Below are 23,884 nucleotides of genomic sequence, written 5' to 3'. Positions count from 1 at the left end.
TTATGCTGCTGATTCCCGCTATTGACCTCAAGGACGGTCACTGCGTGCGCCTGAAACAAGGCGAAATGGACGCTGCCACGGTCTTCTCCGAAGACCCACGGTCGATGGCCCGCCACTGGGCCGACCAAGGTGCCCGGCGCCTCCACCTGGTGGACCTCAACGGCGCCTTCGCCGGCAAGCCGAAGAATGAAGCGGCGATCAAGTCCATCCTGCAGGAAGTCGGCGACGAGATCCCGGTCCAGTTGGGTGGCGGCATCCGCGACCTGGACACCATCGAGCGTTATCTCGATGCCGGCCTCAGCTATGTGATCATCGGCACCGCTGCGGTGAAGAATCCGGGCTTCCTGCACGACGCGTGCAGCGCTTTCCCGGGCCACATCATCGTCGGCCTGGATGCCAAGGATGGCAAGGTGGCCGTGGACGGCTGGTCCAAGCTGACCGGCCATGATGTCGTGGACCTCGCCAAGAAGTTTGAGGATTACGGAGTCGAAGGTGTCATCTACACGGACATCGGCCGCGACGGCATGCTGTCCGGCGTGAACATTGAGGCTACCGTCAAGCTGGCCCAGGCCCTGCGCATCCCGGTCATCGCCAGCGGCGGCATCGCCGCGCTGGCCGATGTGGAGGCTCTGTGCGCCGTCGAATCCGAAGGCATCACCGGCGCCATCACCGGTCGCGCGATCTATGAAGGCACGCTGGACTTCGCTGCCGCTCAGGCTCGTGCCGACGAGCTGAGCCCGGCGGACTGATTCATGCTGGCCAAACGCATCATTCCCTGCCTCGACGTCAGCGCTGGTCGTGTAGTCAAGGGCGTCAATTTCGTCGAGCTGCGCGATGCTGGCGACCCGGTCGAGGTCGCCCGCCGCTATGACGAGCAGGGTGCCGACGAGATCACCTTCCTCGACATCACCGCCAGCTCCGACGACCGCAACATCATCCTGCACGTGGTCGAGCAGGTCGCCGAACAGGTCTTCATTCCGCTCACCGTCGGTGGCGGTGTGCGGACCGTCGATGACGTGCGCCGCTTGCTCAATGCCGGTGCCGACAAGGTCAGCATCAACACCGCCGCGGTGAATAACCCGCAGGTGGTGGCCGATGCCTCAGGCAAGGTCGGTAGCCAGTGCATTGTGGTGGCCATCGATGCCAAGCAGGTGGCGCCGGGCAAGTGGGAGGTGTTCACCCACGGTGGGCGCAACCGCACCGGCCTCGATGCCATCGAGTGGGCGCGACGCATCGAGTCCCTCGGTGCTGGCGAGATCCTGCTCACCAGCATGGACCGGGACGGCACCAAGAACGGCTTCGACCTGGAGCTGACCCGCGCGGTATCCGATGCGGTGTCCATCCCGGTCATCGCCAGTGGCGGCGTTGGCAGCCTCGACCATCTGGCCGATGGTGTCACCAAAGGGCGGGCGGACGCGGTGCTTGCCGCCAGTATCTTCCATTTCGGTGATCACACTGTGCGCGAAGCCAAGGAGCTGATGCGCGCCCGCGGTATCGAGGTGCGCCTGTGAGCAATTCTGCATGGCTCGACGAACTGGCCTGGGACAAGGACGGCCTGATCCCGGCCATCGCCCAGGATGCCGAAACCGGTGATGTGCTGATGTTCGCGTGGATGAACCGCGAGGCCTTGGCCAAGACTGCGGAACTCGGCGAAGCCGTGTATTTCTCGCGTTCCCGTGGGCGTCTGTGGCACAAGGGCGAGGAGTCCGGCCACACGCAGAAGATCCGTGAGATCCGCGTCGATTGCGACAACGACGTGGTGCTCCTGAAGATCGAGCAGGTCGGTGGCATTGCCTGTCACACCGGGCGGCGCAGCTGCTTCTTCCAGAAGTACTTCGCTGACGGCCGCTGGGAGACTGTCGAACCGGTTCTCAAAGACCCGAAGGACATATACAAATGATCGATATCGAAGTGCTGCACCGGGTGGCGCAAACCCTTGCGGAGCGCAAGGAAGCCAGTCCCGATTCCTCTTATGTTTCCAGCCTGTTCCACAAGGGCACCGACGCCATTTGCAAGAAAGTTGCCGAGGAAGCCGCTGAGACCATAATGGCGGCCAAGGACAAGGATTTGCTGCACGTGGTGTGGGAAGTCACCGACCTGTGGTTCCACACCATGGTCCTGCTGGCCCACTATGGGCTGTCGGTGGACGACGTGCTCGCTGAATTCCGCCGCCGCGAAGGCGTGTCGGGCATCGATGAGAAGAAGTCCCGCAGCGCCAAGTAAGGGAATTTTCGCGATGCAAGACTGTCTGTTCTGCCGTATCGTCCGGGGCGAGATCCCGGCGGCAAAGGTGTATGAGGACGACGAGGTGCTGGCTTTCAAGGACATCCAGCCTCAGCGTCCGGTCCACGTGCTGGTCATCCCGAAGAAGCATGTCACGTCGCTGGCACACGCCACGCCGGAAGACATCCCCGTCTTCGGCAAGATGCTGGTCCTGGCCAACCAGATTGCCGCCGATCAAGGAAGTCCCGATGGCTTCCGGTCCATCATCAATACCGGTCGCGTCGGCGGGCAGGAAGTCATGCATGTGCACATGCACATCGTTGGTGGGCAAGAGCCGGTCGGGCCGATGCTTAAACGGTAGTTTCAAGGAGATTTTTGAATGGGTTCATTCAGCATTTGGCACTGGCTGATCGTTCTGGTGATCGTGATGCTCGTGTTCGGCACCAAGAAGCTGCGCAACATCGGGCAGGATCTCGGTGGGGCGGTCAAGGGCTTCAAGGAAGGCATGCGTGATGCCGACCAGGGCGCCGGCGACGCGAACCAGAAGATCGCCTCTGGCGGCGGTCAAACCATCGACGCGGAAGCGCGGGAAAAGAACAAGTCCTGATCCCGTTCCCGCGTCAGTCGCGGAGTAGGGGCGCATCACGCCCCTTTTTCGTTTCTGGCGCGTTGCGCCCGCGATCAGCGCTCACTCTCCTTAGGCAGATGGAATGTTCGACATCGGTTTTTCTGAACTCGTAGTCATCGGTATCGTAGCTCTGTTGGTACTTGGGCCCGAGCGTCTGCCCAAGGTGGCGCGAACGACTGGGCACCTCCTGGGGCGTCTGCAGCGCTATGTGGCCGACGTCAAATCGGACATCAACCGCGAGATGCAGCTCGACGAGCTTAAGCGCCTGCAGGAAGAAGCCCGTAAGTCGGCGATGGAATTCGAATCCACGGTCCGGAGCGAGGTCGCCGGCATTGAAAGCGGCGTTGCGTCGTCTCTGCGGTCCGCGTCGTCGGCTGTTGCCGATCTGGAAAGCAGCTTCAAGGCTTCGGCGGATCCCGTTGGAGAGTCGGCGGTGTCTGCGTCTGCCACGAGGCCACTGGATGCAGAAACCATGCCCGATACGATGTTGATGCCCGATCCGGAACTGGACGAGCGCCAGTTGGCTCTCGATATCGACCGTCCTGAGCCTGCATCCAAGAGTTCCAAGACAACATGAGCGTTCAGGAAGACAGTTTTATCTCCCACCTCATCGAACTGCGCGACCGCCTGCTGCGCTGCGTGGTTGCGCTGCTGGTCGTCTTCGCTTGCCTGATGCCCTGGGCCGGCGATATCTACGACGTTCTCGCCCATCCGATGATGCAGGCCCTGCCCGAAGGCACCCGCATGATTGCCACCGGCGTGGTCACGCCGTTCTTTGTGCCGATGAAGGTCACCCTCATGGTGGCCTTTGTCATTGCCTTGCCCTTTCTGCTCTATCAGGCCTGGGCTTTCATCGCGCCGGGGCTGTATGCTCACGAAAAGCGTCTGGCCCTGCCGCTGGTGATTGGCAGTACGGTGCTGTTCGTGGCAGGGATGGCATTCTGTTATTTCTTCGTCTTCGGTACGGTCTTCAAGTTCATTGCCACATTTGCGCCCAAGAGCATCACGCCGGCGCCGGATATCGAGCAGTACCTTTCCTTCGTGATGTCCATGTTCCTGGCTTTCGGCATCACTTTCGAGGTGCCGGTCTTCGTCATCATCCTGACCAAGATGGGGGTGGTGGACGTGGCCAAGCTCAAGGAGGCGCGTCCCTATGTGATCGTTGGGGCCTTCGTGGTTGCCGCCGTCGTCACGCCGCCGGATGTCGTTTCCCAACTCATGCTGGCCATCCCGATGTGCCTGCTGTACGAGCTCGGTATATTCCTGGCCCGCTTCGTCAGTAAGGGGCGCATAGAGGCCGCAGCGGAGTGAAAACAAAAGGGGCGCGTGCAGCGCCCTTTTTTTTCGAGTCGTACGGGCTGCTGTCTTTGCTCGTGGGTATCGAGCCGGCGCTGTGCGATTGCAGGATCGACCGGAGATGGTTTGATTGATGACATAAGGGTATTTGTTGTGCATTATTTTGGCCTTCCACGATCCCTTGCAGGAGGCCTCGATGAATCTTCCAGAACTGCTGTCCCCGCTTGAAAATCTAGATGGCCCGTGTGGCGAGGACTTGTCGTTCTCGGCGGAGTTCGATGCGCTCCAGGAGGCGCGGCGCTTCGACGATCCGACTCTCGCCCAGGGCGAGTGGGTAGCGGAGATCAAGGAGGCGGATTGGGCCGCTGTCGTACGCCTGAGTGCGGAGCTGCTGGCCCACCGAACCAAGGATCTGCGCGTTGCCGCTTGGTTTGCCGAAGCCCGTTGCAAGCGTGACGGCCTGGCTGGCCTTGCTGATGGCTACGAACTCCTGCTCGGCCTGTGCGAGCGCTTCTGGGACGGGCTGCATCCCCTGCCGGAGGAGGATGGAAACCAGGAGTCCCGGGCCGGTGTGTTCGACTGGTGGCTGGTGCAGACGACGCGCTTGCTGCGGGAGCTTCCCTTGTCACACTCACCCAAGGGCGTCGTCAGCCTGCTGGCCAGGGAGCAGGCGCGGAGCCATGCTGCAGGCGCGGAACAGTCGGGGCATGAGTCCGAGATCGGTCGTCCCGGCGATTTGCTGGCAACCCTCGATGCTGCGATGCGTGACACGCCGCGGCAGCACCTCGTCGATAGTCTCGGCGAGATTGAGCGCCTCACGGTCTGCATGCAGGGGCTGCGTAGCTTGCTCGAGGCGCGGATGGGCGAGTCTGGCCCGTCATTCGCTGCCAGCCTTGATGTTCTCGATGATCTATCCAGAAGTATCAGGCCGTATCTGAGAGCAGACGGAGAAAGCGGTGCAGTGGAGGAGCCCGACGGCGTCAAGTCTGGCTTCCTTCATGTCTCCGCTCAGGAATGGGGGCCTGGCGTGGAGTTCCACGTGCAGGCTATCCATTCGCGTATCCAGGCTATTCACCAGCTCGAACTGATCGCCGCGTATTTCCGGCAGACCGAGCCCCATAGTCCGGTGGCCTACCTGGCCGACAAGGCTGTCCGATGGGGACGCATGCCCCTGCATGAATGGCTGCGCAGCGTGGTGAAGGATGAGGCCGTCCTGTACCGGATGGAAGAGTTGCTGGGGGTGGAGGGCGTGGCTGCTCCGGCTGCGGATTGACGGCGGCCCCGTGTCTACGTGCAGCTTTCCTGGCGCGGCCAGGCCGTCAGGGGGCCACGTAAAGGCTTTCCTTCAGTTCCTCCATCACCACATAGCTGCGGGAGTCAGCGTGGGGCGGCAGTTGGTGGAGGATGCTGCTCAACAGCTTGCGATAGTCGTGCATTTCGGCGAGCCGGGCCTTGACGAGATAATCGAAGTCTCCGGAGACCATGTGGCACTCCATGACCGATGGAATCTTCAGCAGTTCTTGTTTGACCTTGTCGAAGATCTCCTCGCATTTCGCGCTGAGGCGGATTTCGACAAAGACAAGCAGTTTCAGGCCTAGCGCATGGGGGTTCAGGTGGGCGTGATAGCCGGTGATGAAGCCTTCGCGCTCCAGCCGGCGGACCCGTTCGGTACAGGGCGTGGCTGACAGACCGATGCGCGTGGCCAGATCGGTCATGGTGATACGACCATCCTGTTGCAGGTGGTCGAGGATGTTTCGGTCGATCGGGTCGAGGTCGCGCATCGGGTGCATTCCTTATGAGTTGAAGAGAGTGGGTTTCAGCATCGAGCTGGGGGGCCGCTGAAAAGGAGTTGTCCAGATCGCTCATCGGCGATCTGGACAACTCACGGACGATATGCTTGCCGGAACCTGAGCACCTGCGTGGGAACGGATCGCTCAGCCACGCCGTGCCGGAGCGCGGCCGTCAGCGGGGGGCGAGAGCTGCGGATGGCGGAAGCCGCGGGCTTCGAATTCGGCCTTGCGCTCGTCCGCCTTCTTGCGCTGTTCCGGGGTCAGAATCTGATAGACCTTGTTTAGATTCGCGGCGCGGAGTTCGGCCATTTCGGCTGCGGCCTTGGCGCCTTGCTCGGCAAGTGCCTTGACCTTGGCTTCGTCGTACTGGGCCGAGAAGGTGAGGGCGCGAAGCTCCTCATGGCTCTTGCGGATCTCCTTGGCCTTCTCCCGGACCGCTGGGGCCTGTTCGTGGAAGACCTTGAAGATCTGGTCTCGCTGGCCTTCGGTCAGATTCAGATCGCGCAGGAAGGGGAGCGGGGGAATGCCGTCACTATGCATTCCGAATTCCATCCCCGGCCCAAAACCATGCTGGGCCGGTCCATGGCAGTGGCCGCCGGTTCCGCCTGCATGGACGGCGAAGGGAATGGCGGCGATGCCGACGCTTACCACCAGAGCGGAAAGAAGATTTCGAGGCAGTTTCATTGCAGTCTCCAAACATTGATTGGGTACATCAGGGGGATCAACCTGATGACTGAAATTCTCGCGGTGAACCGGGTAAAGGGCGGTCATCTGCCTGTAAATGCCGGTAAAGAGAATTTTTCCGCGTGTTTGGCGGACATCCCCCTGGTTTGCTGCTCTTCCTTCTGTCTGGCGCGGAGAGCGTCGAGCCGGCTTTCCACGATGAGCTGGTCGCGCTGGTCGCCATCCGCGCTCTTCAATGCCAGTTCGAACTGTTCGAGGGCGCTGCGGATGTTGCCGATGGCGGCGTAGTACTCCCCTTGGTGGAAATGCGACTTCTGGTTGAGGCCCTGGGCCGCAGCGGCTTCCGCTGAAATCTGGTGCAGATCGGGGTCCTGCGGGCGCTGCACGAGATGCGCCTCGGCAAACTGGAGCGCAGGCCCGAAGTCACGGGTCTTGATCAGCAGGCGGGGGTAGTCGTAGACCAGTTGCAGATGGCCGGGATAGCGTTTCAGCGCGGCTTCGTAGCGCAGTCGGGCGGCGCCGTCTTGCCCAGACTGGGTGAGCACCTGGCCGGCGAGCGCCTCGATCATCGGGTGATGGACCTTGTCCCGCTCCAGCCCGGAGAGCTCCTTCTCGGCTGCGGCAAAATCCTGCGCACGCAGATAGGCGGCGGCGAGGCCGTAGCGGACGGCGTTGCGATCTTGGTAGCGGCCTTCCTGCAGGTCGGTGGTGAAGCGGGCCACGGCTTCCTGCGGCTGGCCTTCATAGCTGCGCAGCAGGGCGCGGACAAGGTTGTATTCCTGGCTGTCCGGCACCTGCTTATAGGTGCTGGCGAATGCCCGGTCTTGGGCCTCAGCGATACGTTCGTGGGTCAGCGGGTGGGTCCGCAGGTAGGGGGGGACGCTGGCAGAGTCGGCCAGGCGGGTGGCTTGCTGGAGGCGCTCGAAGAAGCTGGCCATGGCGCGCGGGTCGAAGCCGGAGTTGGTAAGCAGTTGAAAGCCGATGCGGTCGGCTTCCTGTTCGTGTTCGCGCGTGTAGTTGATCTGGCTCTGGATCTGGGCAGCGCTGACGCCCGTCATTGCGGCCATCGCAGCCTGGCCGTTGCCGGTGCCCGCCGCGATAAGGGCACCAAGCATCGCGGCGATGGAGAGGGCCTGGTTGCCCGCTTGGCCGGCGATCTGACGCGCGATGTGGTGTTGCGAAACGTGGCTGATTTCGTGGGCCATTACCGATGCCAGTTCGCTCTCGCTTTGCGTGGCAAGGATCAGGGCAGTATTGATGCCCACATGTCCGCCGGGCAGCGCGAAGGCGTTGAGTTCATTGGATGCCACGGCGAAGAACTCGAAGGGCTCGCGGGCCGTCTCGGGGTCGCCCTGCAGCAGGCGCCGCCCCAGGTTTTCCAGGTAGGCATTGACTTCCGGGTCATCGAGCCAGGCGCCGCTGGCGTGTAGGCTCTGCATGCTCTGGGCACCGAGGGTCTGTTCCATCTGCGGACTGACGACGGCCGCCGATGCTTCGCCCAGATCTGGCAACGGTGCGGCACCGGCACTTGCGCTGAAAAGTAGGGCAGTGGCAAGGCTCGTCAGGAGAAAGCACTTATTCATGACAAAGATGGAGATGCCGCGGAAGTTGAGTGAAATCTTCGCGGAGCGGGCTGTTAATCCCGGTTTGCGACGTGTAAAGGGATGTAAATGCGGGTAAAAACACCTGCCGTCGCGCGTGGCCCGGGCCGCGCCCGCACGTATCATTTCCGCTGAGGTCATGAAGGTAGATACGAAATGAGCAAGGTTTTGCTGGTGGACGACGACGTGGAACTGTCTTCCATGTTGAGCGAATACATCGCGCAGGAAGGGTTTGACGCGGATTGCGTGCATGATGGGGAGGCTGGCGTCGCCGCGGCGCTGGCCGGCGGTTACGATATCGTCGTGCTCGATGTGATGATGCCGCGGGTGGGCGGGATCGAGGCGCTGCGCCGTATCCGCGCCCAGAGCAAGGTGCCAGTACTGATGCTGACCGCCAAGGGCGACGACGTCGACCGCATCGTCGGTCTGGAACTGGGTGCCGACGATTACGTACCGAAACCATGCACGCCGCGGGAACTCGTCGCGCGCCTGCGGGCAATCCTGCGGCGGACCCATGCGGCGGCGTCCACCGAGGCTGCCAATGGGGGGCCGCTGCTCGCCGGCACGCTGTGCATGTGGCCGCAGATGCGCCGCGCACAGTGGCAGGGGGCGCCGCTGGAGCTGACCAGCACCGAATACAATCTGCTGGAGGTACTCGCCCGCAACGCCGGCCGGGTGGTGAGCAAGGCGGAGCTGTCCGAGCAGGGCCTGGGCCGACCGCTGGCGCGCTTCGATCGCAGCATCGATGTGCACCTTTCCAGCATTCGCCACAAGTTGGGCACGCGTCCTGACGGGCGGTCGTGGATCGAGACGGTGCGTGGCCTGGGTTATCAGCTGGTGCGCGAATGAGACTGGGCCGGCTGTTCTGGAAGTTCTTCTTTGCGTTCTGGTTGGCGCTGCTGCTGGCTGGTGCCGGCGTCGGGACCGCGGTGTGGTTCCATCATCAGAGTGAGATCGAGCGCCTCGGGCGGGAGCGGGATCCGTTCGTCGCAGGGGGAGGGCGGGCAACAACGGCGGTGGCCGTGGCTGCGTCCGTATTGCGGCACGGTGGGCCGGCCGCCTTGCGGTCCATGCTGACCGAGCTGTCGCACGAGCGCTGGCCCCAGCTGCTGGTGGTGGACGCGAAGGGCGACGACTTGCTCGGACGGCCGATGTCCCCAGCGTCGGTGGCGGCCGCCAGACAGCAGGCTGCGCTGAGCGAGGCGCATCGGGCCGCGCGTCTGGTCGAGCTGCCGGCCGGTGGTGGTAGCTGGTTGTTGTTTGTGCCTGCTGGCGGGCCCGAGTTGCGTCCTCCGCTTCCCCCCCTGTCTCGTCTTGCAGGACAGCCGGGTGAGCCGCCGCGGGAGTTTCGTCCGGGCTTCGGTCGGCCAGCCGAGCCTAGCCCGTGGATGCCGGTGGGAATCGGCCTGGTAACCAGTGTGGCGTTCAGTGCGCTGTTGGCATGGTATCTGTCCAAGCCGATCAGAAACCTGCGTTGGGCGCTGGGGGCCGTTGCCGAAGGCCGGCTGGAGACCCGCGTCAAGCCATTGATGGGTGCGCGGCGCGACGAAATTGCCGACCTCGGCCAGGACTTCGACCGTATGGCCCAGCAGTTGCAATCTCTGATCGGCGCCCAGCGCCGTCTGCTGCACGATGTGTCCCACGAACTGCGTTCCCCGTTGGCGCGCCTGCAGGTGGCTATCGGGCTGGCGCGACAGGACCCTGCCAAGCTTGATGTGACGCTGGACCGTATCGAACGCGAGGCTGTGCGGCTAGATGAAATGGTCGGCCAGTTGTTGACCATCGCGCGGCTGGATGCGGGCACCCGCGATAGCCGGGAGGACGTGCTCGAGCTGGTGGACTTCGCCGCGGTGATTGCCGATGATGCCCGTTTCGAAGCCCAGTCGAAAGGCCGTGAGCTGCATTTTGCCGGGCGAGGTGAGGCGGAACTGCGGGTCCGCGGTGAGCTGATCCAGCGTGCTTTCGAGAACGTGATCCGCAACGCGGTGAAATATACCGGTGAAGGCTCTGGCGTGGATGTTGAGGCCTGGGTGGAGCAGGGGCAGTTCGTGCTGCGGGTGGCTGATCGTGGGCCGGGTGTGCCGGAAAGCGATCTGGAGGCGATCTTCGAGCCCTTTTACCGGGCCGCGAACGGGAGTTCCGCAGGCGGCTTCGGGCTTGGTCTGGCTATCGCCCGGCGGGCGGTGACGGCGCATGGCGGAGATATCCGCGCCCGCAACCGGGACGGCGGCGGGCTGGTGGTCGATATCCGACTGCCGCTGAATTTCCGAAAGGATTAGGCGCGATGGGGGCAAGCTGTTAGAATGCGTCGTGGCGGGTCTCCCCGCATTGCAGCGCGGTGAACCTGGTCAGGGCCGGAAGGCAGCAGCCACAGCCGTTCCCTGCAAGTGCCGGGGGTCAGGCTCGCCACCCCGAATTCAGAAAAGGGCGTCCCGGCGAGACGCCCTTTTTGTTTTTGTGTTTCTGCATCTCCTTGCCCGTATCCGCCGGACTGACCGGCGGCCGGCCTGCTAGAATTCCGCCATGGCTTACCAAGTACTTGCCCGCAAGTGGCGCCCGCGCAGTTTCGAGACGCTCGTCGGGCAGGAACATGTCGTGCGCGCGCTGACCCATGCGCTGTCCACCGGACGTCTGCACCACGCCTACTTGTTCACCGGTACGCGGGGGGTTGGCAAGACGACCATCTCGCGGATCCTGGCCAAGGCGCTCAACTGTGAGACGGGTGTGACGGCGACGCCGTGCAACCAGTGTTCGGCCTGTACTGCCATCGACGCCGACCGCTTCCCCGACTACGTGGAAATGGATGCTGCCTCCAACCGGGGGGTGGACGACATGGCAGCACTGCTCGATCAAGCGGTCTATGCGCCGGTGCAGGGGCGCTACAAGGTCTACATGATCGACGAAGTACACATGCTCACCGGGCATGCCTTCAATGCGATGCTGAAGACCTTGGAAGAGCCGCCCGAGCACGTCAAGTTCATCATCGCAACCACCGATCCACAAAAGATCCCGGTTACCGTGCTGTCCCGCTGCCTGCAGTTCAATCTCAAGCAGATGCCGCCGGGGCACATCATCGGCCACCTGACGCGCTTGCTGGAGGCCGAGGGCGTACCTTTCGAGCCGGGCGCGCTGCGTCATATCGCCAAGGCGGCCAACGGCTCGATGCGGGACTCCCTGTCCTTGCTCGACCAAGCCATCGCCCACGGTGCCGGCAAGGTGGAAGAACTGGCCGTGCAGGACATGCTTGGCACGGTGGGCGACGATCACCTGTACGCGGTCCTCGATGCGCTGCGCAGCAACGACGTGCAGGCCCTGATGGCCACTGTCGAGGTCATGGAGGCGCGCAGCCTGTCCTTCGAGTCGGCGCTGCAGTCGCTGGCCGGCCTCGTCCATCGCATCGCGCTGGGCCAGTTGGCGCCGACGGCGCTGGCCGACGAGAGTGAAGCCAGCCGGCTGGCGCCTTACATCGAGGCCTTCGACGCGGAATTCCTGCAGCTGGCTTACCAGATCGCGGTGCACGGGCGGGATGAATTGCCGCTGGCGCCGGACGAGGTCACCGGCTTCTCGATGACGCTGCTGCGCTTGTTCGCGTTCCGGCCGGAGCAGCCGGCTGCGCTCGGTGGTGTGCTGGCAGGAGGTGGTGGAGCAGGGCAGGGGCGCACGTTGCCGGAGGCTGCTCCGCGTCCTGTCGCGCCGCGTGCCGTTGCGGGTGTTGCGCCTTCGGCGGCTGCTGCGCCCATTCAAACCGCGCGGCCTCCTGTGACCATGCCGGAGCCGTCGGGGCGCCGCCCCGATGAGCTGCGCACCCAGCCGAAACCCGTCGAGACTCCGCCTCCAATGGAGCCGCCGCGTGTAGCACCCGCAGCCGCGACGCCGCGGGAAACGTCATCGGATTACGGCAGCAGCGTGCCGCCATGGGAGGATCTGCCGCCCGAGGCCCATGAGCTTGCTCCTGCCCGCCACTCCGAGCCGCGTCCGGCCCAGGCTGAGCGGGTCGAGCCGGTCCGTCCGGTCGAACCGGTGCCGGTCAGGGCCCGCGAACCTGCCGGCATGCTGCCGACGTCCGGTGACGACTGGCATGGATTGTTGAACCAGCTGGGGCTGGGCGCGCTGAATCTGCAACTGGCCCAGAACTGTGAATTGCTGGGTGTCGAGGGTGACAGCTTCAGGCTGCGCCTGTCCGAGTCCCACCAACACCTGCTGCAGATCAACCGCAGCGGCGCCGAGCGCCTGCAGGAGGCGCTGACAGCCCATCTCGGCAGACCGGTCCGTGTCGGCATCGAGGTCGGTACCATCGCAACCGAAACGCCGGCCCAGCGTAATCAGGCCGAAAAGGCCGAGCGTCATGCCGCGGCGGTTGCGTCTCTCGAGCAGGACCCCTTCGTCCGCGAACTTATCCAACGTTTCGATGCGAGGCTTGAAGAAGCCTCGGTCAAACCCCTTTGAACCTATCTGGAGTACATCACCATGATGAAAGGCGGCATCGCCGGCCTGATGAAACAGGCCCAGCAAATGCAGGACAACATGAAGAAAATGCAGGACAGCCTCGGCGGTATTGAGGTTGAAGGCCAGTCCGGCGCCGGCATGGTCAAGGTCACGATGACCTGCAAGTACGACGTGCGTCGTGTGAACATCGACCCGTCCGTGCTGGACGACAAGGAAATGCTGGAAGACCTGATCGCCGCGGCGGTGAATGACGCCGTGCGCCGTGTCGAGACGACGACCCAGGAGAAGATGTCAGGCTTCACTGCCGGGTTGAACCTGCCCCCCGGCTTCAAGCTGCCGTTCTGATTGGTCGCATGACCGCTTTCAGCATGCCGGGCCTTCGATGAGTTCGCCGTCCAGTCTCGACGTTCTGATCGAAGCCCTGCGCTGTCTGCCGGGCGTGGGGCCGAAGTCCGCCCAGCGGATGGCCTTCCATTTGCTGCAGCGCGACCAGCGCGGCGCAGCGCGGCTCGCGACGGCCCTTGGCCACGCGCTCGAGGTGCTGCGCCATTGCTCCCGCTGCAATACCTTCTGTGAAGAAGAGATCTGCAGCCGCTGCGCCAATCCCCAACGGGATGCGACCCAGTTGTGCGTCGTCGAGATGCCGGCCGATCTGGCCATGTTGGAGCAGACGCACAGCTACCATGGTCTGTATTACGTGCTGATGGGGCGCCTGTCGCCCCTCGACGGCATCGGGCCGCGGGAGCTGGGGCTCGAAAAATTCCTGCATCGCGCCTGCGACGGCCTGGTGCAGGAGGTCATCCTCGCCACCAACTTCACCAACGAGGGTGAGGCGACCGCCCACATGATCTCCGAACTCCTGCGTAGCCGCGGCATCAGGGTCAGCCGCATCGCGCGCGGCATCCCGGTCGGCGGTGAGCTGGAGCATACGGATACTGGCACCATCGCCCAGGCGCTGGTCGAACGCCGTTCCCTTTAGCCTTTCTCCGTCTTTTCGCCGCGAGGCTGTTCATGAGCCAGGAAGTCAAACCCCTTGCCGGGGTCAAGGTGCTGGAACTCGGCACCCTGATCGCCGGGCCTTTCTGTACCCGCATCCTTGCCGAATTCGGCGCCGAGGTCGTCAAGGTCGAAGCGCCGGACGGTGGCGACCCGTTGCGCAAATGGCGCAAGCTCCACGAGGGTACGTCCCTGTGGTGGTCGGTGCAGGCTCGCAACAAGAAATCGCTGACCGCGAACCTGAAGCATCCGGAAGGCCTGGCCATCGTGCGCCGGCTGGCGGCGGAGGCCGACATCGTTGTCGAGAATTTTCGCCCCGGCGTGCTCGAGAAACTCGGGCTCGGCTGGGATGTGCTGTCGGCGGCCAATCCCGGTCTGGTGATGGTGCGGCTGTCCGGCTTCGGCCAGACCGGGCCCTACAAGGATCGCCCGGGTTTCGGGGCGATCGGTGAGTCGATGGGGGGGCTGCGCTACGTCAGCGGCTTTCCGGATCGTCCGCCGGTACGTACCGGTATCTCCATCGGCGATTCCATCGCTGCGCTGTGGGCGGCCATCGGCGCGTTGATGGCGCTGCGCCACCGGGAGGTGAACGGCGGCGCTGGTCAGGTGGTGGATGTGGCGCTGTACGAAGCTGTCTTCGCAATGATGGAGAGCATGGTGCCGGAGTTCGATGTCGCCGGTTTCGTGCGTGAGCGCACCGGCAACATCATGCCCGGCATCACGCCGTCTAACACCCACACCACGCGCGACGGGCGCCATATCATCATCGGTGGCAATGGCGATGCGATCTTCAAGCGTCTGATGCTGGCCATCGGCCGGCAGGATCTGGCGGAAGCGCCGGACCTCGCCGACAACGCCGGCCGCGACCGTCGTGCCGCCGAGATCTACGCGGTGATCGATGCCTGGGTGGCGGAGCGCGACGGCGACGCCGTGCTGGCGGCGATGGAGGCCGCCGAGGTGCCGGCCAGTTCGGTGTTCTCGGTAGCGGACATGTTCCGTGATCCGCAGTTCATCGCCCGCGGCATGTTCGAGTCGGTGCATCTGCCGGATGGCAAGCCGATGCGCATTCCAGGCATCGTGCCACGCCTGACCGGCACGCCCGGCTCAACGGAATGGCTTGGCCCCGGCCTTGGCGAGCACACCAATGAGATCTTGCGCGGCCTGGGCTACGCGGATGATGCCATCGCCGATTTGAGGAAGCAGGGCGCGATCTGAACTCCGTCCATGCGGGAGGGAGGGTATCTCGCGGTATCATCCTGGCATTATCTGCCACCCGGAAATTCGCATGCCCACCATCCTAGTCACCGGCGGCGCCGGTTACATCGGGTCCCACACCTGCGTCGAACTGTTGGCCGCCGGCTACGATGTCGTCGTTGTGGACAACTTCTGCAACAGCAAGCCGGAAGCCTTGCGCCGCGTTGAAGAGATCGCCGGGCGTGCGCCGGCGGCCGTGCATCGCGTGGACATCCGAGACAAGGCGGCGATGCGCGAAATCTTCCGTGCTCACACCATTGATGCGGTGATCCACTTTGCGGCCCTCAAGGCGGTCGGTGAGTCGGTGGCCAAGCCGTTGATGTACTACGAGAACAACATCGCCGGGACGGTGGCGCTGGCCGAGGTGATGGCCGAGGCTGGCGTCAAATCCCTGGTCTTCAGTTCGTCGGCCACGGTTTATGGCGATCCGGCCAGCGTGCCGATCCGCGAGGATTTCCCCACCGGTCCGACCAATCCCTATGGCCGTACCAAGTGGATGATGGAGTTCGTGCTGTCCGATCTGGCGGCTGCTGATCCCGAATGGCGGGTGGCACTGTTGCGTTACTTCAATCCGGTCGGCGCTCATCCGTCAGGGCGCATCGGTGAGGATCCGAACGGCTTGCCCAACAACCTGATGCCCTATGTCAGCCAGGTGGCTGTGGGGCGTTTGCCGCAGCTGCGGGTTTTTGGTGGCGATTATCCGACCCAGGACGGAACCGGCGTGCGGGATTACATCCACGTCGTGGACTTGGCGGTCGGTCACGTGGCGGCAGTGCGACGCCTCACTGAACGTCCCGGCGTTCTGACGGTCAATCTGGGTACGGGGCGGGGCTACAGCGTGCTCGAAGTCGTGAAGGCATTCGAAAACGCCAGCGGTCGCAAGGTGGCTTATGAGATCGTCGCGCGACGCCCCGGAGATGTGGCCCAGTGTTATGCGGAACCAGGTCTCGCCGAGCGTGAGCTTGGCTGGCGGGCGACCCGCGGCATCGAGCAAATGTGTGCCGACGCGTGGCGCTGGCAGCGTTCCAATCCGCAGGGGTATCCCGATTGAGCACTGAAGATCTTCCTGTCAGCAATGCCCTGAATGTGCTGGGAGGGCCGCTGCTGGCCTGCAGCTACGCTCCGCTGACCGGCTGGGAGCGGACTGGCTGTTGCGATGCCAGTCCGGACGATCTCGGCCGCCACCACGTCTGCGTCAGGGTGTCGGCCGAGTTTCTGCGTTTCAGTGCAATGCGCGGCAACGACTTGAGTACAGCGCGCCCCGAGTTTCGCTTTGCTGGCTTGAAGCCCGGCGATCGCTGGTGCCTGTGTGCAATGCGCTGGCGAGAGGCTTGGGAGGCTGGTTACGCGCCCCCCGTGGTGCTGGCTGCGACGCACATCGCCGCCCTCGAAGTGATCCCCCTTGAAGCCCTCCGCGAGCACGCCTATAAAGGCTGATCGACGTGGCGTAGGCGTTTCAGCGGTTTGCCACCCATTCCAGCACAGCGTCCTGGCTGTCCCGGCCGGCGCTGGCATTGGGGTGGTTGATCAGCAGCACCACGGCGTAGCGGTGCCCGTTGCGTGCGAGCACGTAGCCGGCCAGGCTGCGTACGCCATCCAGCGTGCCTGTCTTGACGTGGGCTGAGCCCCGCGCCGGGCTGTCCGTCAGGCGCTTGCTGGCCGTACCGTCGATGCCGGCGATCGGTAGCGACGCGATGAGTTCCGGCATCGTGCGGCTGCGCCAGGCGGCCACTAGCAATTGTCCAAGGCTGCGCGCTGTGATGCGTTCGATGCGCGACAGCCCGGCACCGTTCTCGATGACCAATTGTTCCGTGTCGATCCCGTTTGCGGAGAGGCTGCGGACAACCCGTCGGGCGCCGGCTGTGGGCGAGTCCTCCCCGGGTTCTGCCGTCGCGCCCAGTGTGGCGAGGAGGGTGCGCGCGATCACGTTGTTCGACCACTTGTTCATGTCCCGCAGCACCTCGGGAAGGCTGGAGGAACGGCTTTCGGCGAGCAGGCACGCATCGGGTGGCGTCCGACCGTCCCGGAAGCGACCATCCAGTTCGCCGCCCAGTTCGCGCCACAGACTGCGGAACAGGCCTTCAAAGAGCTGCTCCGGCGGCAACGGGGCGAAGTTCCAGTCGAAGGCTTCGGTACAGGCGAGGGGCAGATTGCCCTCGATGCTCAGGTTCGTGTCTCCGTTGCCGGCCACGGAGGTCGTTGCGCTGAGTTGGGCGGTTGGATCACCGCAACTACCGTTGCCCACCCTGCGGATATGGCTGTTCAGTGATAAACCGGTGGGAAGAGGGTCGATGACGGCGCCGACGCCGTCTGAGGAAGGCCTGAAACGCACGCTCACCGCGCCGTAATCCACACTCAGCGCGTCCGGACCTACGTTGTAGGGGCGGAGTGGGCGCTGGTCGAAGGCGCCCGGGTCATGGGGGGAAGCCTGAAGAACGAGCGGTCGGTAATCACGTCGCCCGCGATACGCCGGATGCCCTGGGCCCGTAGATCGCGCAGCAGCAGCCACAGCCGTTCCCGCGACAGGCGAGGGTCGCCGCCGCCGGTGATGAACAGGTCCCCGGGCAGTACTTCTCGCCGGGGACTTGCGTCCGTGGCACTCGATATGCGGGTGGTCCAGCTGAATGCGGGGCCAAGCTGGTCCAGTGCGGCAAAGGCGGTGACCAGTTTCATGACCGATGCAGGGTTCATGGCCTGGGTGCTGCGGTGTTCCAGCAGCGCGGGGCCGCCGTCCACATCCTGCACGAGCACGGCAACCGCGGTGCGCGGGATGCCCGCACGGGTGAGGCTGGCATCGAGTGCTGCAGGCAGCTCCTCTCCATGGGCATGGCCGGTGAGGACGAGCGGCAGCAGCAGGACAAGCCTGCGGGCAAGGCGGGATGTAATCCGTTTCAAGGTGTTGGAGAAGACAGGAGTGGTCGACGGCGGTTCCGGATTATGCCGTCGCTGTGTCCCAATTGTCTGTCGCACTGCAATAAAAGCGCACTTTCGATAGGCGCGAAAAGGATCTTTCATGCCTCGATAAAGAGCCCTCAAATTCCATATTCTCCAATGCTGGCGCGGGTTTAGCTTATTGGGACTTTTTTTGGATAAGGGTTTTCGCTATACTCCGCAAGTTTTCCGTATTGCGATCTTCGAAGTCTCTTTTATTGAGGTTAGTGGGCCATGAGCGTGGATCAAAAAATGGACGGTGGGCGACGCCAGTTGTTGCTGGCAACGTCGGCTGCGGGGGGCGTGGCCGCAGTGGCCGTCGCCGTTCCGTTCGTCGGTAGCCTGACTCCGTCCGAACGAGCTAAGGCAGCCGGTGCTCCGGTTGAAGTGGATATCAGCAAGCTGCAGCCGGGTCAGATGATGACCGTCGAGTGGCGCGGCAAGCCGGTGTGGATCATCAACCGCACCAAGGACATGCTGGATTCCCTGAAAAAGACGGATGAGCTTGTCAGCGACCCGAAGTCCGACAAGCCGCAGCAGCCTGAGTATGCCAAGAACGAAACCCGCTCCATCAAGCCGGAGATCATGGTTGCGGTCGGCATTTGTACTCACCTGGGCTGTTCTCCTTCCGACAAGTTCAAGACCGGTGCCGAGAGCGGCGTGAGCGCCGACTGGGCAGGCGGCTTCCTGTGCCCCTGTCACGGTTCGACCTTCGATCTGGCTGGTCGCGTCTACAAGAACAAGCCGGCGCCGGACAACCTCGAGGTTCCGCCGCACAAGTACCTGGCCGATACCAAGATTCTGATCGGCGAAGACGGAAAGGCATAAACGATGACCACCAAAGCTCAAGCGGTACTGGATTGGGTTGACGCGCGCTTCCCGCTGACGTCGTCCATCAAGGGGCACCTCACCGAGTACTACGCACCCAAGAACTTCAACTTCTGGTACTTCTTCGGTTCGCTGGCCCTGCTGGTGCTGGTGATCCAGATCGTGACCGGCATCTTCCTGGTCATGCACTACAAGCCGGATGCCGCCCTCAACGCTTCCGGCATCCCGGCGGCCTTCGCGTCCGTCGAATACATCATGCGCGATGTGCCGGGCGGCTGGATCATCCGCTACCTGCACTCCACCGGCGCCTCCGCGTTCTTCGTGGTGGTGTACCTGCACATGTTCCGCGGCCTGCTCTACGGTTCCTACCGCAAGCCCCGTGAGCTGATCTGGGTTTTCGGCACCCTGATCTTCCTGGCCCTGATGGCCGAGGCCTTCATGGGCTACCTGCTGCCCTGGGGCCAGATGTCCTTCTGGGGCGCTCAGGTCATCGTGAACCTGTTCTCCGCGATTCCCGTCATCGGTCCCGATCTCTCCATCGTGATCCGTGGTGACTTTGTGGTGTCCGACGCGACCCTGAATCGCTTCTTCTCCTTCCACGTCATCGCCGTGCCGCTGATCCTCATCGGCCTGGTCGTTGCCCACATCGTCGCTCTGCACGAAGTTGGCTCCAACAACCCTGATGGTGTCGAGATCAAGAAGAAGAAGGGCGCTGATGGCCACCCGCTGGACGGCATTCCCTTCCACCCCTACTACACCGTCAAGGACATCGTGGGCGTGGTTGGTTTCCTGATCGTCTTCTCCTTCATCGTGTTCTTCGCACCTGAAGGCGGCGGCTACTTCCTCGAGTACAACAACTTCATCCCAGCCGATCCGCTGAAGACCCCGCCGCACATTGCGCCGGTGTGGTACTTCACTCCGTTCTACTCCCTGCTGCGTGCGATGGTGTGGCCGCTGTTCGGCCTCGACGCCAAGTTCTGGGGCGTGGTTGCGATGGGTGCTGGCGTGGTGATCCTGGCCTTCCTGCCGTGGCTCGACCGTAGCCCTGTGAAGTCGATCCGTTACCGTGGCCCGATCTACAAGTCCCTGCTGGCTCTGTTCGTCGTCGCCTTCGCGATCCTTGGCTTCCTCGGTACCAAGCCGCCTTCCTATGCTTTCTTCGGCGTGATTCCGGGCGCTCCCGTGGCCCAGCTGTTCAGCCTGTACTACTTCCTGTTCTTCATCACCATGCCGTGGTGGTCGAAGATGGACAAGTGCAAGCCCGAGCCCGAACGCGTGACCGGTTAATGAGAATGAAAGCCATGAAAAAACTTTTGACAGCTCTTCTGTTCACGCCGCTGATGGCTCTGGCCAACGGCCCTGAACTGCACCTGGACAAGGCTCCGATCTCCACCGAGCCGGCTGCCCTGCAGAACGGCGCCAAGCTGTTCGTCAATTACTGCCTGAACTGCCACGGCGCCAGCTACATGCGCTACAACCGCCTGCAGCAGATCGGTTTGTCCGAGCAGATGATCAAGGACAACCTGATGTTCACGGCCGACAAGATCGGCGAGCCGATGCGCATCGCGATGCAGCGTGACGAAGCCAAGGCGTGGTTTGGTGCCGCGCCTCCGGACCTCACCGTGATCTCCCGTTCGCGCGCGTCCGAGTTCGGCAGCGGTGCAGACTGGCTGTACACCTACCTGCGCAGTTTCTACCGTGACGACGCCCGTCCGACCGGCTGGAACAACAAGGTCTTCGAAAACGTCGGCATGCCGCATGTGCTGTACGAACTGCAGGGTGAGCCGACCGCCAAGATCAACGAGCACGACGACGGCCATGGCGGCAAGTCGAAGGAAATCGAGATCGAGGCGCCGGCCAAGCCGGGCAAGATGACTGCCGAAGAGTACGACCACGCCGTGGCAGACCTCGTCTCCTACCTGGTCTGGATGGGCGAGCCGATGGCGGAGACGCGCAAGTCCATCGGTACTGCCGTGATCGCTTTCCTTGGCCTTCTCTTCGTTCTTTCCTATCTTCTGAAGAAGAACTACTGGAGAGACGTGCACTAATCTGCGCGTTCCGGTCGATGCTGTCCCTTGCTGTCTTTTAGCAAGACGCACCACGCGCTTGGCGCGTGGTGCATGATTTTTTGTATCCGTGGGGTAACACAACGATGATGAATTTGTATTCCGGAACGACAGATCCTTTCAGTCACCGGTGCCGTATCGTGCTCTTTGAAAAGGGCATGGATTTCCAGGTGATTGACGTTGATCTCTTCAACAAGCCGGAAGACATCGCGGTCATCAATCCGTACAACCGGGTTCCGGTGCTGGTGGATCGCGATCTTGTGCTCTATGAGTCCAACATCATCAACGAATACATCGACGAGCGTTTTCCGCATCCCCAGTTGATGCCGCCCGATCCGATCATGCGCGCCCGCGCTCGTCAGCTGCTGCACACCTTCGAACTCGAGCTGTTCTCGCATATCGATGCGCTGGAAAAGAATCCCAAGGGCGCCGACAAGGAGCGGGCTCACGTGCGTGACCAGCTGACCCAGCTTGCGCCGATGTTCACGAAGCAGAAGTTCCTTCTTGGCGAAGAGTTCTCCATGCTCGACGTGGCCATCGCACCGCTGCTGTGGCGCCTGGACCACTACGGTATCGAGCTGCCGCGTTCCGCGGCGCCGCTCATGAAGTACGCCGAACGTATCTTCAGCCGCCAGGGCTTCATCGATGCGATGACCCCGTCCGAAAAGGTCATGCGGCGCTGATTGCCAACGGGGGCCGCCGAGTGGCGGCCCCGCTGCGACTCTTCATCTTGGCACTCACCGGAAAGTCTTCGTCATGAGCGAAATCTCCACCAAGCCTTACCTGATCCGGGCGATTTTCCAGTGGTGTACCGATCAGGGCCTGACGCCCTATCTTGCGGTCGCCGTCGACAGGCACACCATCGTGCCGCACAACTTCGTGCAGGATGGCCAGATCGTGCTCAACGTCAGTCCCACTGCGACGCAGAGCTTGGTCATGGGAAACGAGCTGATCGCCTTCCAGGCACGTTTCGGCGGCGTCGCCCAGAACATCTCGATTCCTGTCGAGAATGTGACGGCGATCTATGCTCGCGAGAACGGGCACGGGATGGCCTTCGAGGTTTCCGGATTGCCCGATGGCGAGGCCGATCTGGACTCCGAGGTTTCCGAGTTGGCATCGGCGGAGCCGGACGACACGCCTGAGCCGCCCAAGGGTGGCCTCCGCAGTCACCTCAAGCTCGTCAAATAAAACTGCGCCGGGGCCCGGGTGGTGCTTGATCTGGCTCAGGGTCAGGCGGTGCCGTTCGGGTTAGAGTTGCGCCCTGTTTCACTCTTCGAGGTTTCCCGTTATGGCTGCCATGGAATGGACTGACAAACTCGCCCTCGGCCTGGGGCCGATGGATCAGACCCACCAGGAATTCGTCGAGGCCTACAACGCCATGCTGGATGTGTCTGGCGAAGCCCTGTTGGCGGCGATGGATGCCTTCATCGAGCACACGGTCGAGCATTTCGACCAGGAAAACCGTTGGATGGAAATCGTTGGTTTTCCTGGCTGCCACAAGGCCGAGCATGATCGCGTGCTGGCAGTTTGCCGTGATGTCCGCAAGCGCCTGGAGCGGGGAGATGCGGCCCTCGGCCGGCAGTTGATTCAGGAATTGCCGCTGTGGTTCGACAATCACGTGGCGTCGATGGATGCGGCGCTCGCCGCTTATCTCGAGTCCATCGATTTCGATACGGAAACCGGCGAAATCCGTAATCCCCCGAAGGATGAGGGCTGCGCCGACGGTTCTTCCGCCTGCTGCACGCCGCCTGCCAAGACCGAGGCTGAGTCCGAGGCAGTCTGAGGCGGAATCCGCGGGGCGATCCGTGAATATCTTCGATTGCCTGGCGGAAGAGCGGATCCGAGATGCGATCGCTCAGGGCCAGTTGTCCGGATTGCCTGGAGAAGGACAGCCTCTCGTGCTGGATGATGACCTCCTGGTTCCTGTCGAAGTGCGGATGGGTAACCGGATCTTACGCAATGCCGGTTATGTGCCGCCGGCTGTGGCGGATCTGCAGGAATTGCGCCGGCTGTGTGCTCAGAATTCGTCATCGGATGACCGGTCGGCCAATCGGCGGCGTGTCCAGCGGATCACCGCGCTGTTGACGCGAATCGAGGCGGCCGGGCTGGCCCATGTGTCAGCTGCCTTGCTGCAGCGTGTTGCAGCATCTTCGGACGCAAAATAGTGTTGCGGGCAGACTTCGGGACCGGCTATTTCTAAAGTCGTCATGTGGCGTGTCGATATCTGCCTCACATTGGGCAGACAGTGGGTGGCTTATGTCTTACATGCGAATCAGGGCCGGTGACATCGAGGTCGGCAAGCCGGTCGAATGGCCACTCTACGATGAGAAAAAGCAACTACTGCTGGCTCGCGGTGTCGTGGTCGAAACGGAGAGCCAGAAGCAAGCGCTGATGGAGCGCGGCCTGTTCCGTAAGCTCAATATTCGAGAGACGCGGCTGAACACGGATAGCGGCGAACGCCCGACGGATGATCTGTGCGCCTTTGAAGACATCAAGCTCGACATCGGCGATACCTTGCAACTGCAGGTACAGAATGACGCTGGACCGCAGCGTTATTACGTGAAGTTGATTGGTTTCCTGAAGGGCAAGAGCGTCCTGGTGACCACGCCGAGCCAGGACGGCAAGGTGCTGCTGATGCGGGAGGGGCAGACCTTCGTGGTCCGCATGTTCTCCGGCAAGAGCGTGTATGCCTTCGGTACGACGATCTTCAAGGTCGCGAACGTCCCGTTTCCCCACCTGCACCTGACTTACCCCGGCCAGGTTCGTGGCCTGGTCGTCCGTCGCGGGGCACGGGCGCGGGTCCACCTGATTGCTGCGGTAAGCGGCACGGACGGGCGTTCCCATGCGGCAACAATTCTCGATCTGAGCACCGGAGGCGCGATGCTGGTCGCCAAAGCGCCGATGGGGGTCAGGGAAGACCGGATCGCGATCAAGTTCCGGGTTGTGATCAATGATATCGAGGAATATCTGACGATCCCAGCCGTGCTTCGCTCGGTGCATGCCACTTCTACTGCCGTGGCGGAGGGGGAAAAACCCCAGGTTCACCATGGCGTCCAGTTCGAAGAGATGCCGCACGCCGAGCAGGTCGTGTTGTCGGCCTTCGTTTATCGCATCCTGTTCGAAGAGTCGGCCGACGCCTGA

Annotated in this window: 30 protein-coding genes and 1 other RNA gene; 26 read left to right on the top strand and 5 right to left on the bottom strand. The window is 62.8% G+C overall.

Features of this window, described 5'->3' with window-relative positions:
• The first annotated feature begins 2 nt into the window (after positions 1 to 2).
• The 9 genes from hisA (at position 3) to tssA (ending at position 5,420) form a co-directional block, all read left to right on the top strand.
• Positions 3 to 749 (top strand): 1-(5-phosphoribosyl)-5-[(5-phosphoribosylamino)methylideneamino]imidazole-4-carboxamide isomerase, encoded by a 747-nt coding sequence (hisA, locus tag AC1PQG_RS18640; RefSeq protein WP_481119293.1) that lies wholly within the window; start codon positions 3 to 5, stop codon positions 747 to 749.
• A gap of 3 nt (positions 750 to 752) precedes the next feature.
• Positions 753 to 1,511 (top strand): imidazole glycerol phosphate synthase subunit HisF, encoded by a 759-nt coding sequence (gene hisF / locus AC1PQG_RS18635; protein ID WP_481119292.1) that lies wholly within the window; start codon positions 753 to 755, stop codon positions 1,509 to 1,511.
• The gene (gene hisI, locus AC1PQG_RS18630; RefSeq protein WP_481119291.1) at positions 1,508 to 1,900 is read left to right on the top strand and encodes a phosphoribosyl-AMP cyclohydrolase; all 393 of its coding nucleotides are present in this window, start codon (positions 1,508 to 1,510) and stop codon (positions 1,898 to 1,900) included. Before hisF ends, hisI begins: the two co-directional genes overlap by 4 nt.
• Positions 1,897 to 2,223, top strand: coding sequence for a phosphoribosyl-ATP diphosphatase (locus AC1PQG_RS18625; RefSeq protein ID WP_481119290.1), 327 nt, complete (start codon positions 1,897 to 1,899; stop codon positions 2,221 to 2,223). Before hisI ends, AC1PQG_RS18625 begins: the two co-directional genes overlap by 4 nt.
• 13 nt (positions 2,224 to 2,236) lie before the next feature.
• Positions 2,237 to 2,584 carry a histidine triad nucleotide-binding protein gene (locus AC1PQG_RS18620; RefSeq protein ID WP_481117719.1) on the top strand — a complete coding sequence of 116 codons (348 nt, stop codon included), beginning with the start codon at positions 2,237 to 2,239 and terminating at the stop codon, positions 2,582 to 2,584.
• A gap of 18 nt (positions 2,585 to 2,602) precedes the next feature.
• Entirely contained in the window at positions 2,603 to 2,830 is a 228-nt protein-coding gene (gene tatA / locus AC1PQG_RS18615; RefSeq protein ID WP_481119289.1) for a Sec-independent protein translocase subunit TatA, read from the top strand.
• Between the two features lie 103 nt (positions 2,831 to 2,933).
• Positions 2,934 to 3,428, top strand: a complete 495-nt coding sequence (gene tatB / locus AC1PQG_RS18610; protein ID WP_481119288.1) for a Sec-independent protein translocase protein TatB — start codon at positions 2,934 to 2,936, stop codon at positions 3,426 to 3,428.
• Positions 3,425 to 4,162: a twin-arginine translocase subunit TatC gene (gene tatC, locus AC1PQG_RS18605; RefSeq protein WP_481119287.1), complete on the top strand. Its 738-nt coding sequence runs from the start codon at positions 3,425 to 3,427 to the stop codon at positions 4,160 to 4,162. Before tatB ends, tatC begins: the two co-directional genes overlap by 4 nt.
• 181 nt (positions 4,163 to 4,343) lie before the next feature.
• Positions 4,344 to 5,420 (top strand): type VI secretion system protein TssA, encoded by a 1,077-nt coding sequence (tssA, locus tag AC1PQG_RS18600; protein ID WP_481119286.1) that lies wholly within the window; start codon positions 4,344 to 4,346, stop codon positions 5,418 to 5,420.
• A 46-nt stretch (positions 5,421 to 5,466) separates the two neighbouring features.
• Here the strand turns inward: tssA and AC1PQG_RS18595 are convergent, their stop codons facing one another.
• From AC1PQG_RS18595 to AC1PQG_RS18585, 3 genes are all read right to left on the bottom strand, one after another.
• The gene (locus tag AC1PQG_RS18595) at positions 5,467 to 5,928 is read right to left on the bottom strand and encodes a winged helix-turn-helix transcriptional regulator (protein WP_481117724.1); all 462 of its coding nucleotides are present in this window, start codon (positions 5,926 to 5,928) and stop codon (positions 5,467 to 5,469) included.
• Between the two features lie 153 nt (positions 5,929 to 6,081).
• Positions 6,082 to 6,621: a Spy/CpxP family protein refolding chaperone gene (locus tag AC1PQG_RS18590; RefSeq protein WP_481119285.1), complete on the bottom strand. Its 540-nt coding sequence runs from the start codon at positions 6,619 to 6,621 to the stop codon at positions 6,082 to 6,084.
• 83 nt (positions 6,622 to 6,704) lie between these two features.
• The gene (locus AC1PQG_RS18585) at positions 6,705 to 8,087 is read right to left on the bottom strand and encodes a M48 family metalloprotease (RefSeq protein ID WP_481119284.1); all 1,383 of its coding nucleotides are present in this window, start codon (positions 8,085 to 8,087) and stop codon (positions 6,705 to 6,707) included.
• A gap of 291 nt (positions 8,088 to 8,378) precedes the next feature.
• Between AC1PQG_RS18585 and AC1PQG_RS18580 the strand changes: the two genes are divergently transcribed.
• The 9 genes from AC1PQG_RS18580 (at position 8,379) to AC1PQG_RS18540 (ending at position 16,355) form a co-directional block, all read left to right on the top strand.
• Positions 8,379 to 9,071, top strand: a complete 693-nt coding sequence (locus tag AC1PQG_RS18580) for a response regulator (RefSeq protein ID WP_481119283.1) — start codon at positions 8,379 to 8,381, stop codon at positions 9,069 to 9,071.
• Positions 9,068 to 10,501 (top strand): sensor histidine kinase, encoded by a 1,434-nt coding sequence (locus tag AC1PQG_RS18575; protein ID WP_481119282.1) that lies wholly within the window; start codon positions 9,068 to 9,070, stop codon positions 10,499 to 10,501. The genes AC1PQG_RS18580 and AC1PQG_RS18575 overlap by 4 nt, the downstream gene beginning before the upstream one ends.
• A gap of 33 nt (positions 10,502 to 10,534) precedes the next feature.
• Positions 10,535 to 10,633: signal recognition particle sRNA small type (ffs, locus tag AC1PQG_RS18570), an RNA gene on the top strand.
• Positions 10,634 to 10,745: 112 nt separating this feature from the next.
• On the top strand, positions 10,746 to 12,668 hold the full coding sequence (dnaX, locus tag AC1PQG_RS18565) for a DNA polymerase III subunit gamma/tau (RefSeq protein WP_481119281.1): 1,923 nt from the start codon (positions 10,746 to 10,748) through the stop codon (positions 12,666 to 12,668).
• Positions 12,669 to 12,689: 21 nt separating this feature from the next.
• On the top strand, positions 12,690 to 13,013 hold the full coding sequence (locus tag AC1PQG_RS18560; RefSeq protein WP_481119280.1) for a YbaB/EbfC family nucleoid-associated protein: 324 nt from the start codon (positions 12,690 to 12,692) through the stop codon (positions 13,011 to 13,013).
• A 37-nt stretch (positions 13,014 to 13,050) separates the two neighbouring features.
• Positions 13,051 to 13,647 (top strand): recombination mediator RecR, encoded by a 597-nt coding sequence (recR, locus tag AC1PQG_RS18555; protein WP_481119279.1) that lies wholly within the window; start codon positions 13,051 to 13,053, stop codon positions 13,645 to 13,647.
• Positions 13,648 to 13,679: 32 nt separating this feature from the next.
• Positions 13,680 to 14,879, top strand: a complete 1,200-nt coding sequence (locus AC1PQG_RS18550; protein ID WP_481119278.1) for a CaiB/BaiF CoA transferase family protein — start codon at positions 13,680 to 13,682, stop codon at positions 14,877 to 14,879.
• A 70-nt stretch (positions 14,880 to 14,949) separates the two neighbouring features.
• Complete coding sequence (galE, locus tag AC1PQG_RS18545; protein ID WP_481119277.1) at positions 14,950 to 15,969, top strand: UDP-glucose 4-epimerase GalE; 1,020 nt, start codon at positions 14,950 to 14,952, stop codon at positions 15,967 to 15,969.
• The gene (locus tag AC1PQG_RS18540) at positions 15,966 to 16,355 is read left to right on the top strand and encodes a DUF2237 family protein (protein ID WP_481119276.1); all 390 of its coding nucleotides are present in this window, start codon (positions 15,966 to 15,968) and stop codon (positions 16,353 to 16,355) included. The genes galE and AC1PQG_RS18540 overlap by 4 nt, the downstream gene beginning before the upstream one ends.
• 19 nt (positions 16,356 to 16,374) lie before the next feature.
• Here AC1PQG_RS18540 and dacB read toward each other — a convergent pair whose 3' ends face one another.
• Positions 16,375 to 17,250: a D-alanyl-D-alanine carboxypeptidase/D-alanyl-D-alanine endopeptidase gene (dacB, locus tag AC1PQG_RS18535; RefSeq protein ID WP_481119275.1), complete on the bottom strand. Its 876-nt coding sequence runs from the start codon at positions 17,248 to 17,250 to the stop codon at positions 16,375 to 16,377.
• A gap of 38 nt (positions 17,251 to 17,288) precedes the next feature.
• The gene (locus tag AC1PQG_RS18530) at positions 17,289 to 17,933 is read right to left on the bottom strand and encodes a D-alanyl-D-alanine carboxypeptidase (protein WP_481119274.1); all 645 of its coding nucleotides are present in this window, start codon (positions 17,931 to 17,933) and stop codon (positions 17,289 to 17,291) included.
• Between the two features lie 150 nt (positions 17,934 to 18,083).
• On the opposite strand from AC1PQG_RS18530, the gene petA reads away from it, so the two are divergent.
• The 8 genes from petA (at position 18,084) to AC1PQG_RS18490 (ending at position 23,884) form a co-directional block, all read left to right on the top strand.
• Entirely contained in the window at positions 18,084 to 18,677 is a 594-nt protein-coding gene (gene petA / locus AC1PQG_RS18525; protein ID WP_481119273.1) for a ubiquinol-cytochrome c reductase iron-sulfur subunit, read from the top strand.
• A 3-nt stretch (positions 18,678 to 18,680) separates the two neighbouring features.
• On the top strand, positions 18,681 to 19,964 hold the full coding sequence (locus AC1PQG_RS18520) for a cytochrome b (protein ID WP_481117737.1): 1,284 nt from the start codon (positions 18,681 to 18,683) through the stop codon (positions 19,962 to 19,964).
• Between the two features lie 14 nt (positions 19,965 to 19,978).
• Complete coding sequence (locus AC1PQG_RS18515; RefSeq protein WP_481117738.1) at positions 19,979 to 20,725, top strand: cytochrome c1; 747 nt, start codon at positions 19,979 to 19,981, stop codon at positions 20,723 to 20,725.
• A gap of 104 nt (positions 20,726 to 20,829) precedes the next feature.
• A complete protein-coding gene (locus tag AC1PQG_RS18510) occupies positions 20,830 to 21,426 on the top strand; it encodes a glutathione S-transferase N-terminal domain-containing protein (protein ID WP_374486684.1) in 597 nt (198 codons plus the stop codon).
• A gap of 73 nt (positions 21,427 to 21,499) precedes the next feature.
• Complete coding sequence (locus tag AC1PQG_RS18505; RefSeq protein WP_481119272.1) at positions 21,500 to 21,931, top strand: ClpXP protease specificity-enhancing factor; 432 nt, start codon at positions 21,500 to 21,502, stop codon at positions 21,929 to 21,931.
• A gap of 109 nt (positions 21,932 to 22,040) precedes the next feature.
• Positions 22,041 to 22,526, top strand: coding sequence for a hemerythrin domain-containing protein (locus tag AC1PQG_RS18500; RefSeq protein ID WP_481119271.1), 486 nt, complete (start codon positions 22,041 to 22,043; stop codon positions 22,524 to 22,526).
• A gap of 22 nt (positions 22,527 to 22,548) precedes the next feature.
• Positions 22,549 to 22,908 (top strand): DnaJ family domain-containing protein, encoded by a 360-nt coding sequence (locus AC1PQG_RS18495; protein ID WP_481119270.1) that lies wholly within the window; start codon positions 22,549 to 22,551, stop codon positions 22,906 to 22,908.
• Between the two features lie 100 nt (positions 22,909 to 23,008).
• Entirely contained in the window at positions 23,009 to 23,884 is an 876-nt protein-coding gene (locus AC1PQG_RS18490) for a flagellar brake protein (RefSeq protein WP_481119269.1), read from the top strand.

The organism is Zoogloea sp. GDB6, assembly GCF_056724105.1.
This window is presented reverse-complemented; position numbering and strand designations above follow the sequence as displayed.

Excerpts from the sequence above, each read along its gene's own strand:
- AC1PQG_RS18500 (WP_481119271.1), top strand. The coding sequence starts at position 22,041 with ATGGAATGGACTGACAAACTCGCCCTCGGCCTGGGGCCGATGGATCAG.
- hisA (WP_481119293.1), top strand. The coding sequence starts at position 3 with ATGCTGCTGATTCCCGCTATTGACCTCAAGGACGGTCACTGCGTGCGC.
- hisF (WP_481119292.1), top strand. The coding sequence starts at position 753 with ATGCTGGCCAAACGCATCATTCCCTGCCTCGACGTCAGCGCTGGTCGT.
- AC1PQG_RS18490 (WP_481119269.1), top strand. The coding sequence starts at position 23,009 with ATGCGAATCAGGGCCGGTGACATCGAGGTCGGCAAGCCGGTCGAATGG.
- AC1PQG_RS18625 (WP_481119290.1), top strand. The coding sequence starts at position 1,897 with ATGATCGATATCGAAGTGCTGCACCGGGTGGCGCAAACCCTTGCGGAG.
- AC1PQG_RS18520 (WP_481117737.1), top strand. The coding sequence starts at position 18,681 with ATGACCACCAAAGCTCAAGCGGTACTGGATTGGGTTGACGCGCGCTTC.
- petA (WP_481119273.1), top strand. The coding sequence starts at position 18,084 with ATGAGCGTGGATCAAAAAATGGACGGTGGGCGACGCCAGTTGTTGCTG.
- AC1PQG_RS18530 (WP_481119274.1), bottom strand. The coding sequence starts at position 17,933 with ATGAAAGATCCTTTTCGCGCCTATCGAAAGTGCGCTTTTATTGCAGTG.
- AC1PQG_RS18560 (WP_481119280.1), top strand. The coding sequence starts at position 12,690 with ATGATGAAAGGCGGCATCGCCGGCCTGATGAAACAGGCCCAGCAAATG.
- AC1PQG_RS18620 (WP_481117719.1), top strand. The coding sequence starts at position 2,237 with ATGCAAGACTGTCTGTTCTGCCGTATCGTCCGGGGCGAGATCCCGGCG.
- tatB (WP_481119288.1), top strand. The coding sequence starts at position 2,934 with ATGTTCGACATCGGTTTTTCTGAACTCGTAGTCATCGGTATCGTAGCT.
- AC1PQG_RS18590 (WP_481119285.1), bottom strand. The coding sequence starts at position 6,621 with ATGAAACTGCCTCGAAATCTTCTTTCCGCTCTGGTGGTAAGCGTCGGC.
- AC1PQG_RS18515 (WP_481117738.1), top strand. The coding sequence starts at position 19,979 with ATGAAAAAACTTTTGACAGCTCTTCTGTTCACGCCGCTGATGGCTCTG.
- AC1PQG_RS18575 (WP_481119282.1), top strand. The coding sequence starts at position 9,068 with ATGAGACTGGGCCGGCTGTTCTGGAAGTTCTTCTTTGCGTTCTGGTTG.
- AC1PQG_RS18580 (WP_481119283.1), top strand. The coding sequence starts at position 8,379 with ATGAGCAAGGTTTTGCTGGTGGACGACGACGTGGAACTGTCTTCCATG.
- AC1PQG_RS18585 (WP_481119284.1), bottom strand. The coding sequence starts at position 8,087 with ATGGAACAGACCCTCGGTGCCCAGAGCATGCAGAGCCTACACGCCAGC.
- recR (WP_481119279.1), top strand. The coding sequence starts at position 13,051 with ATGAGTTCGCCGTCCAGTCTCGACGTTCTGATCGAAGCCCTGCGCTGT.
- AC1PQG_RS18595 (WP_481117724.1), bottom strand. The coding sequence starts at position 5,928 with ATGCGCGACCTCGACCCGATCGACCGAAACATCCTCGACCACCTGCAA.
- tssA (WP_481119286.1), top strand. The coding sequence starts at position 4,344 with ATGAATCTTCCAGAACTGCTGTCCCCGCTTGAAAATCTAGATGGCCCG.
- AC1PQG_RS18550 (WP_481119278.1), top strand. The coding sequence starts at position 13,680 with ATGAGCCAGGAAGTCAAACCCCTTGCCGGGGTCAAGGTGCTGGAACTC.
- tatC (WP_481119287.1), top strand. The coding sequence starts at position 3,425 with ATGAGCGTTCAGGAAGACAGTTTTATCTCCCACCTCATCGAACTGCGC.
- AC1PQG_RS18505 (WP_481119272.1), top strand. The coding sequence starts at position 21,500 with ATGAGCGAAATCTCCACCAAGCCTTACCTGATCCGGGCGATTTTCCAG.
- AC1PQG_RS18510 (WP_374486684.1), top strand. The coding sequence starts at position 20,830 with ATGATGAATTTGTATTCCGGAACGACAGATCCTTTCAGTCACCGGTGC.
- dnaX (WP_481119281.1), top strand. The coding sequence starts at position 10,746 with ATGGCTTACCAAGTACTTGCCCGCAAGTGGCGCCCGCGCAGTTTCGAG.
- galE (WP_481119277.1), top strand. The coding sequence starts at position 14,950 with ATGCCCACCATCCTAGTCACCGGCGGCGCCGGTTACATCGGGTCCCAC.
- tatA (WP_481119289.1), top strand. The coding sequence starts at position 2,603 with ATGGGTTCATTCAGCATTTGGCACTGGCTGATCGTTCTGGTGATCGTG.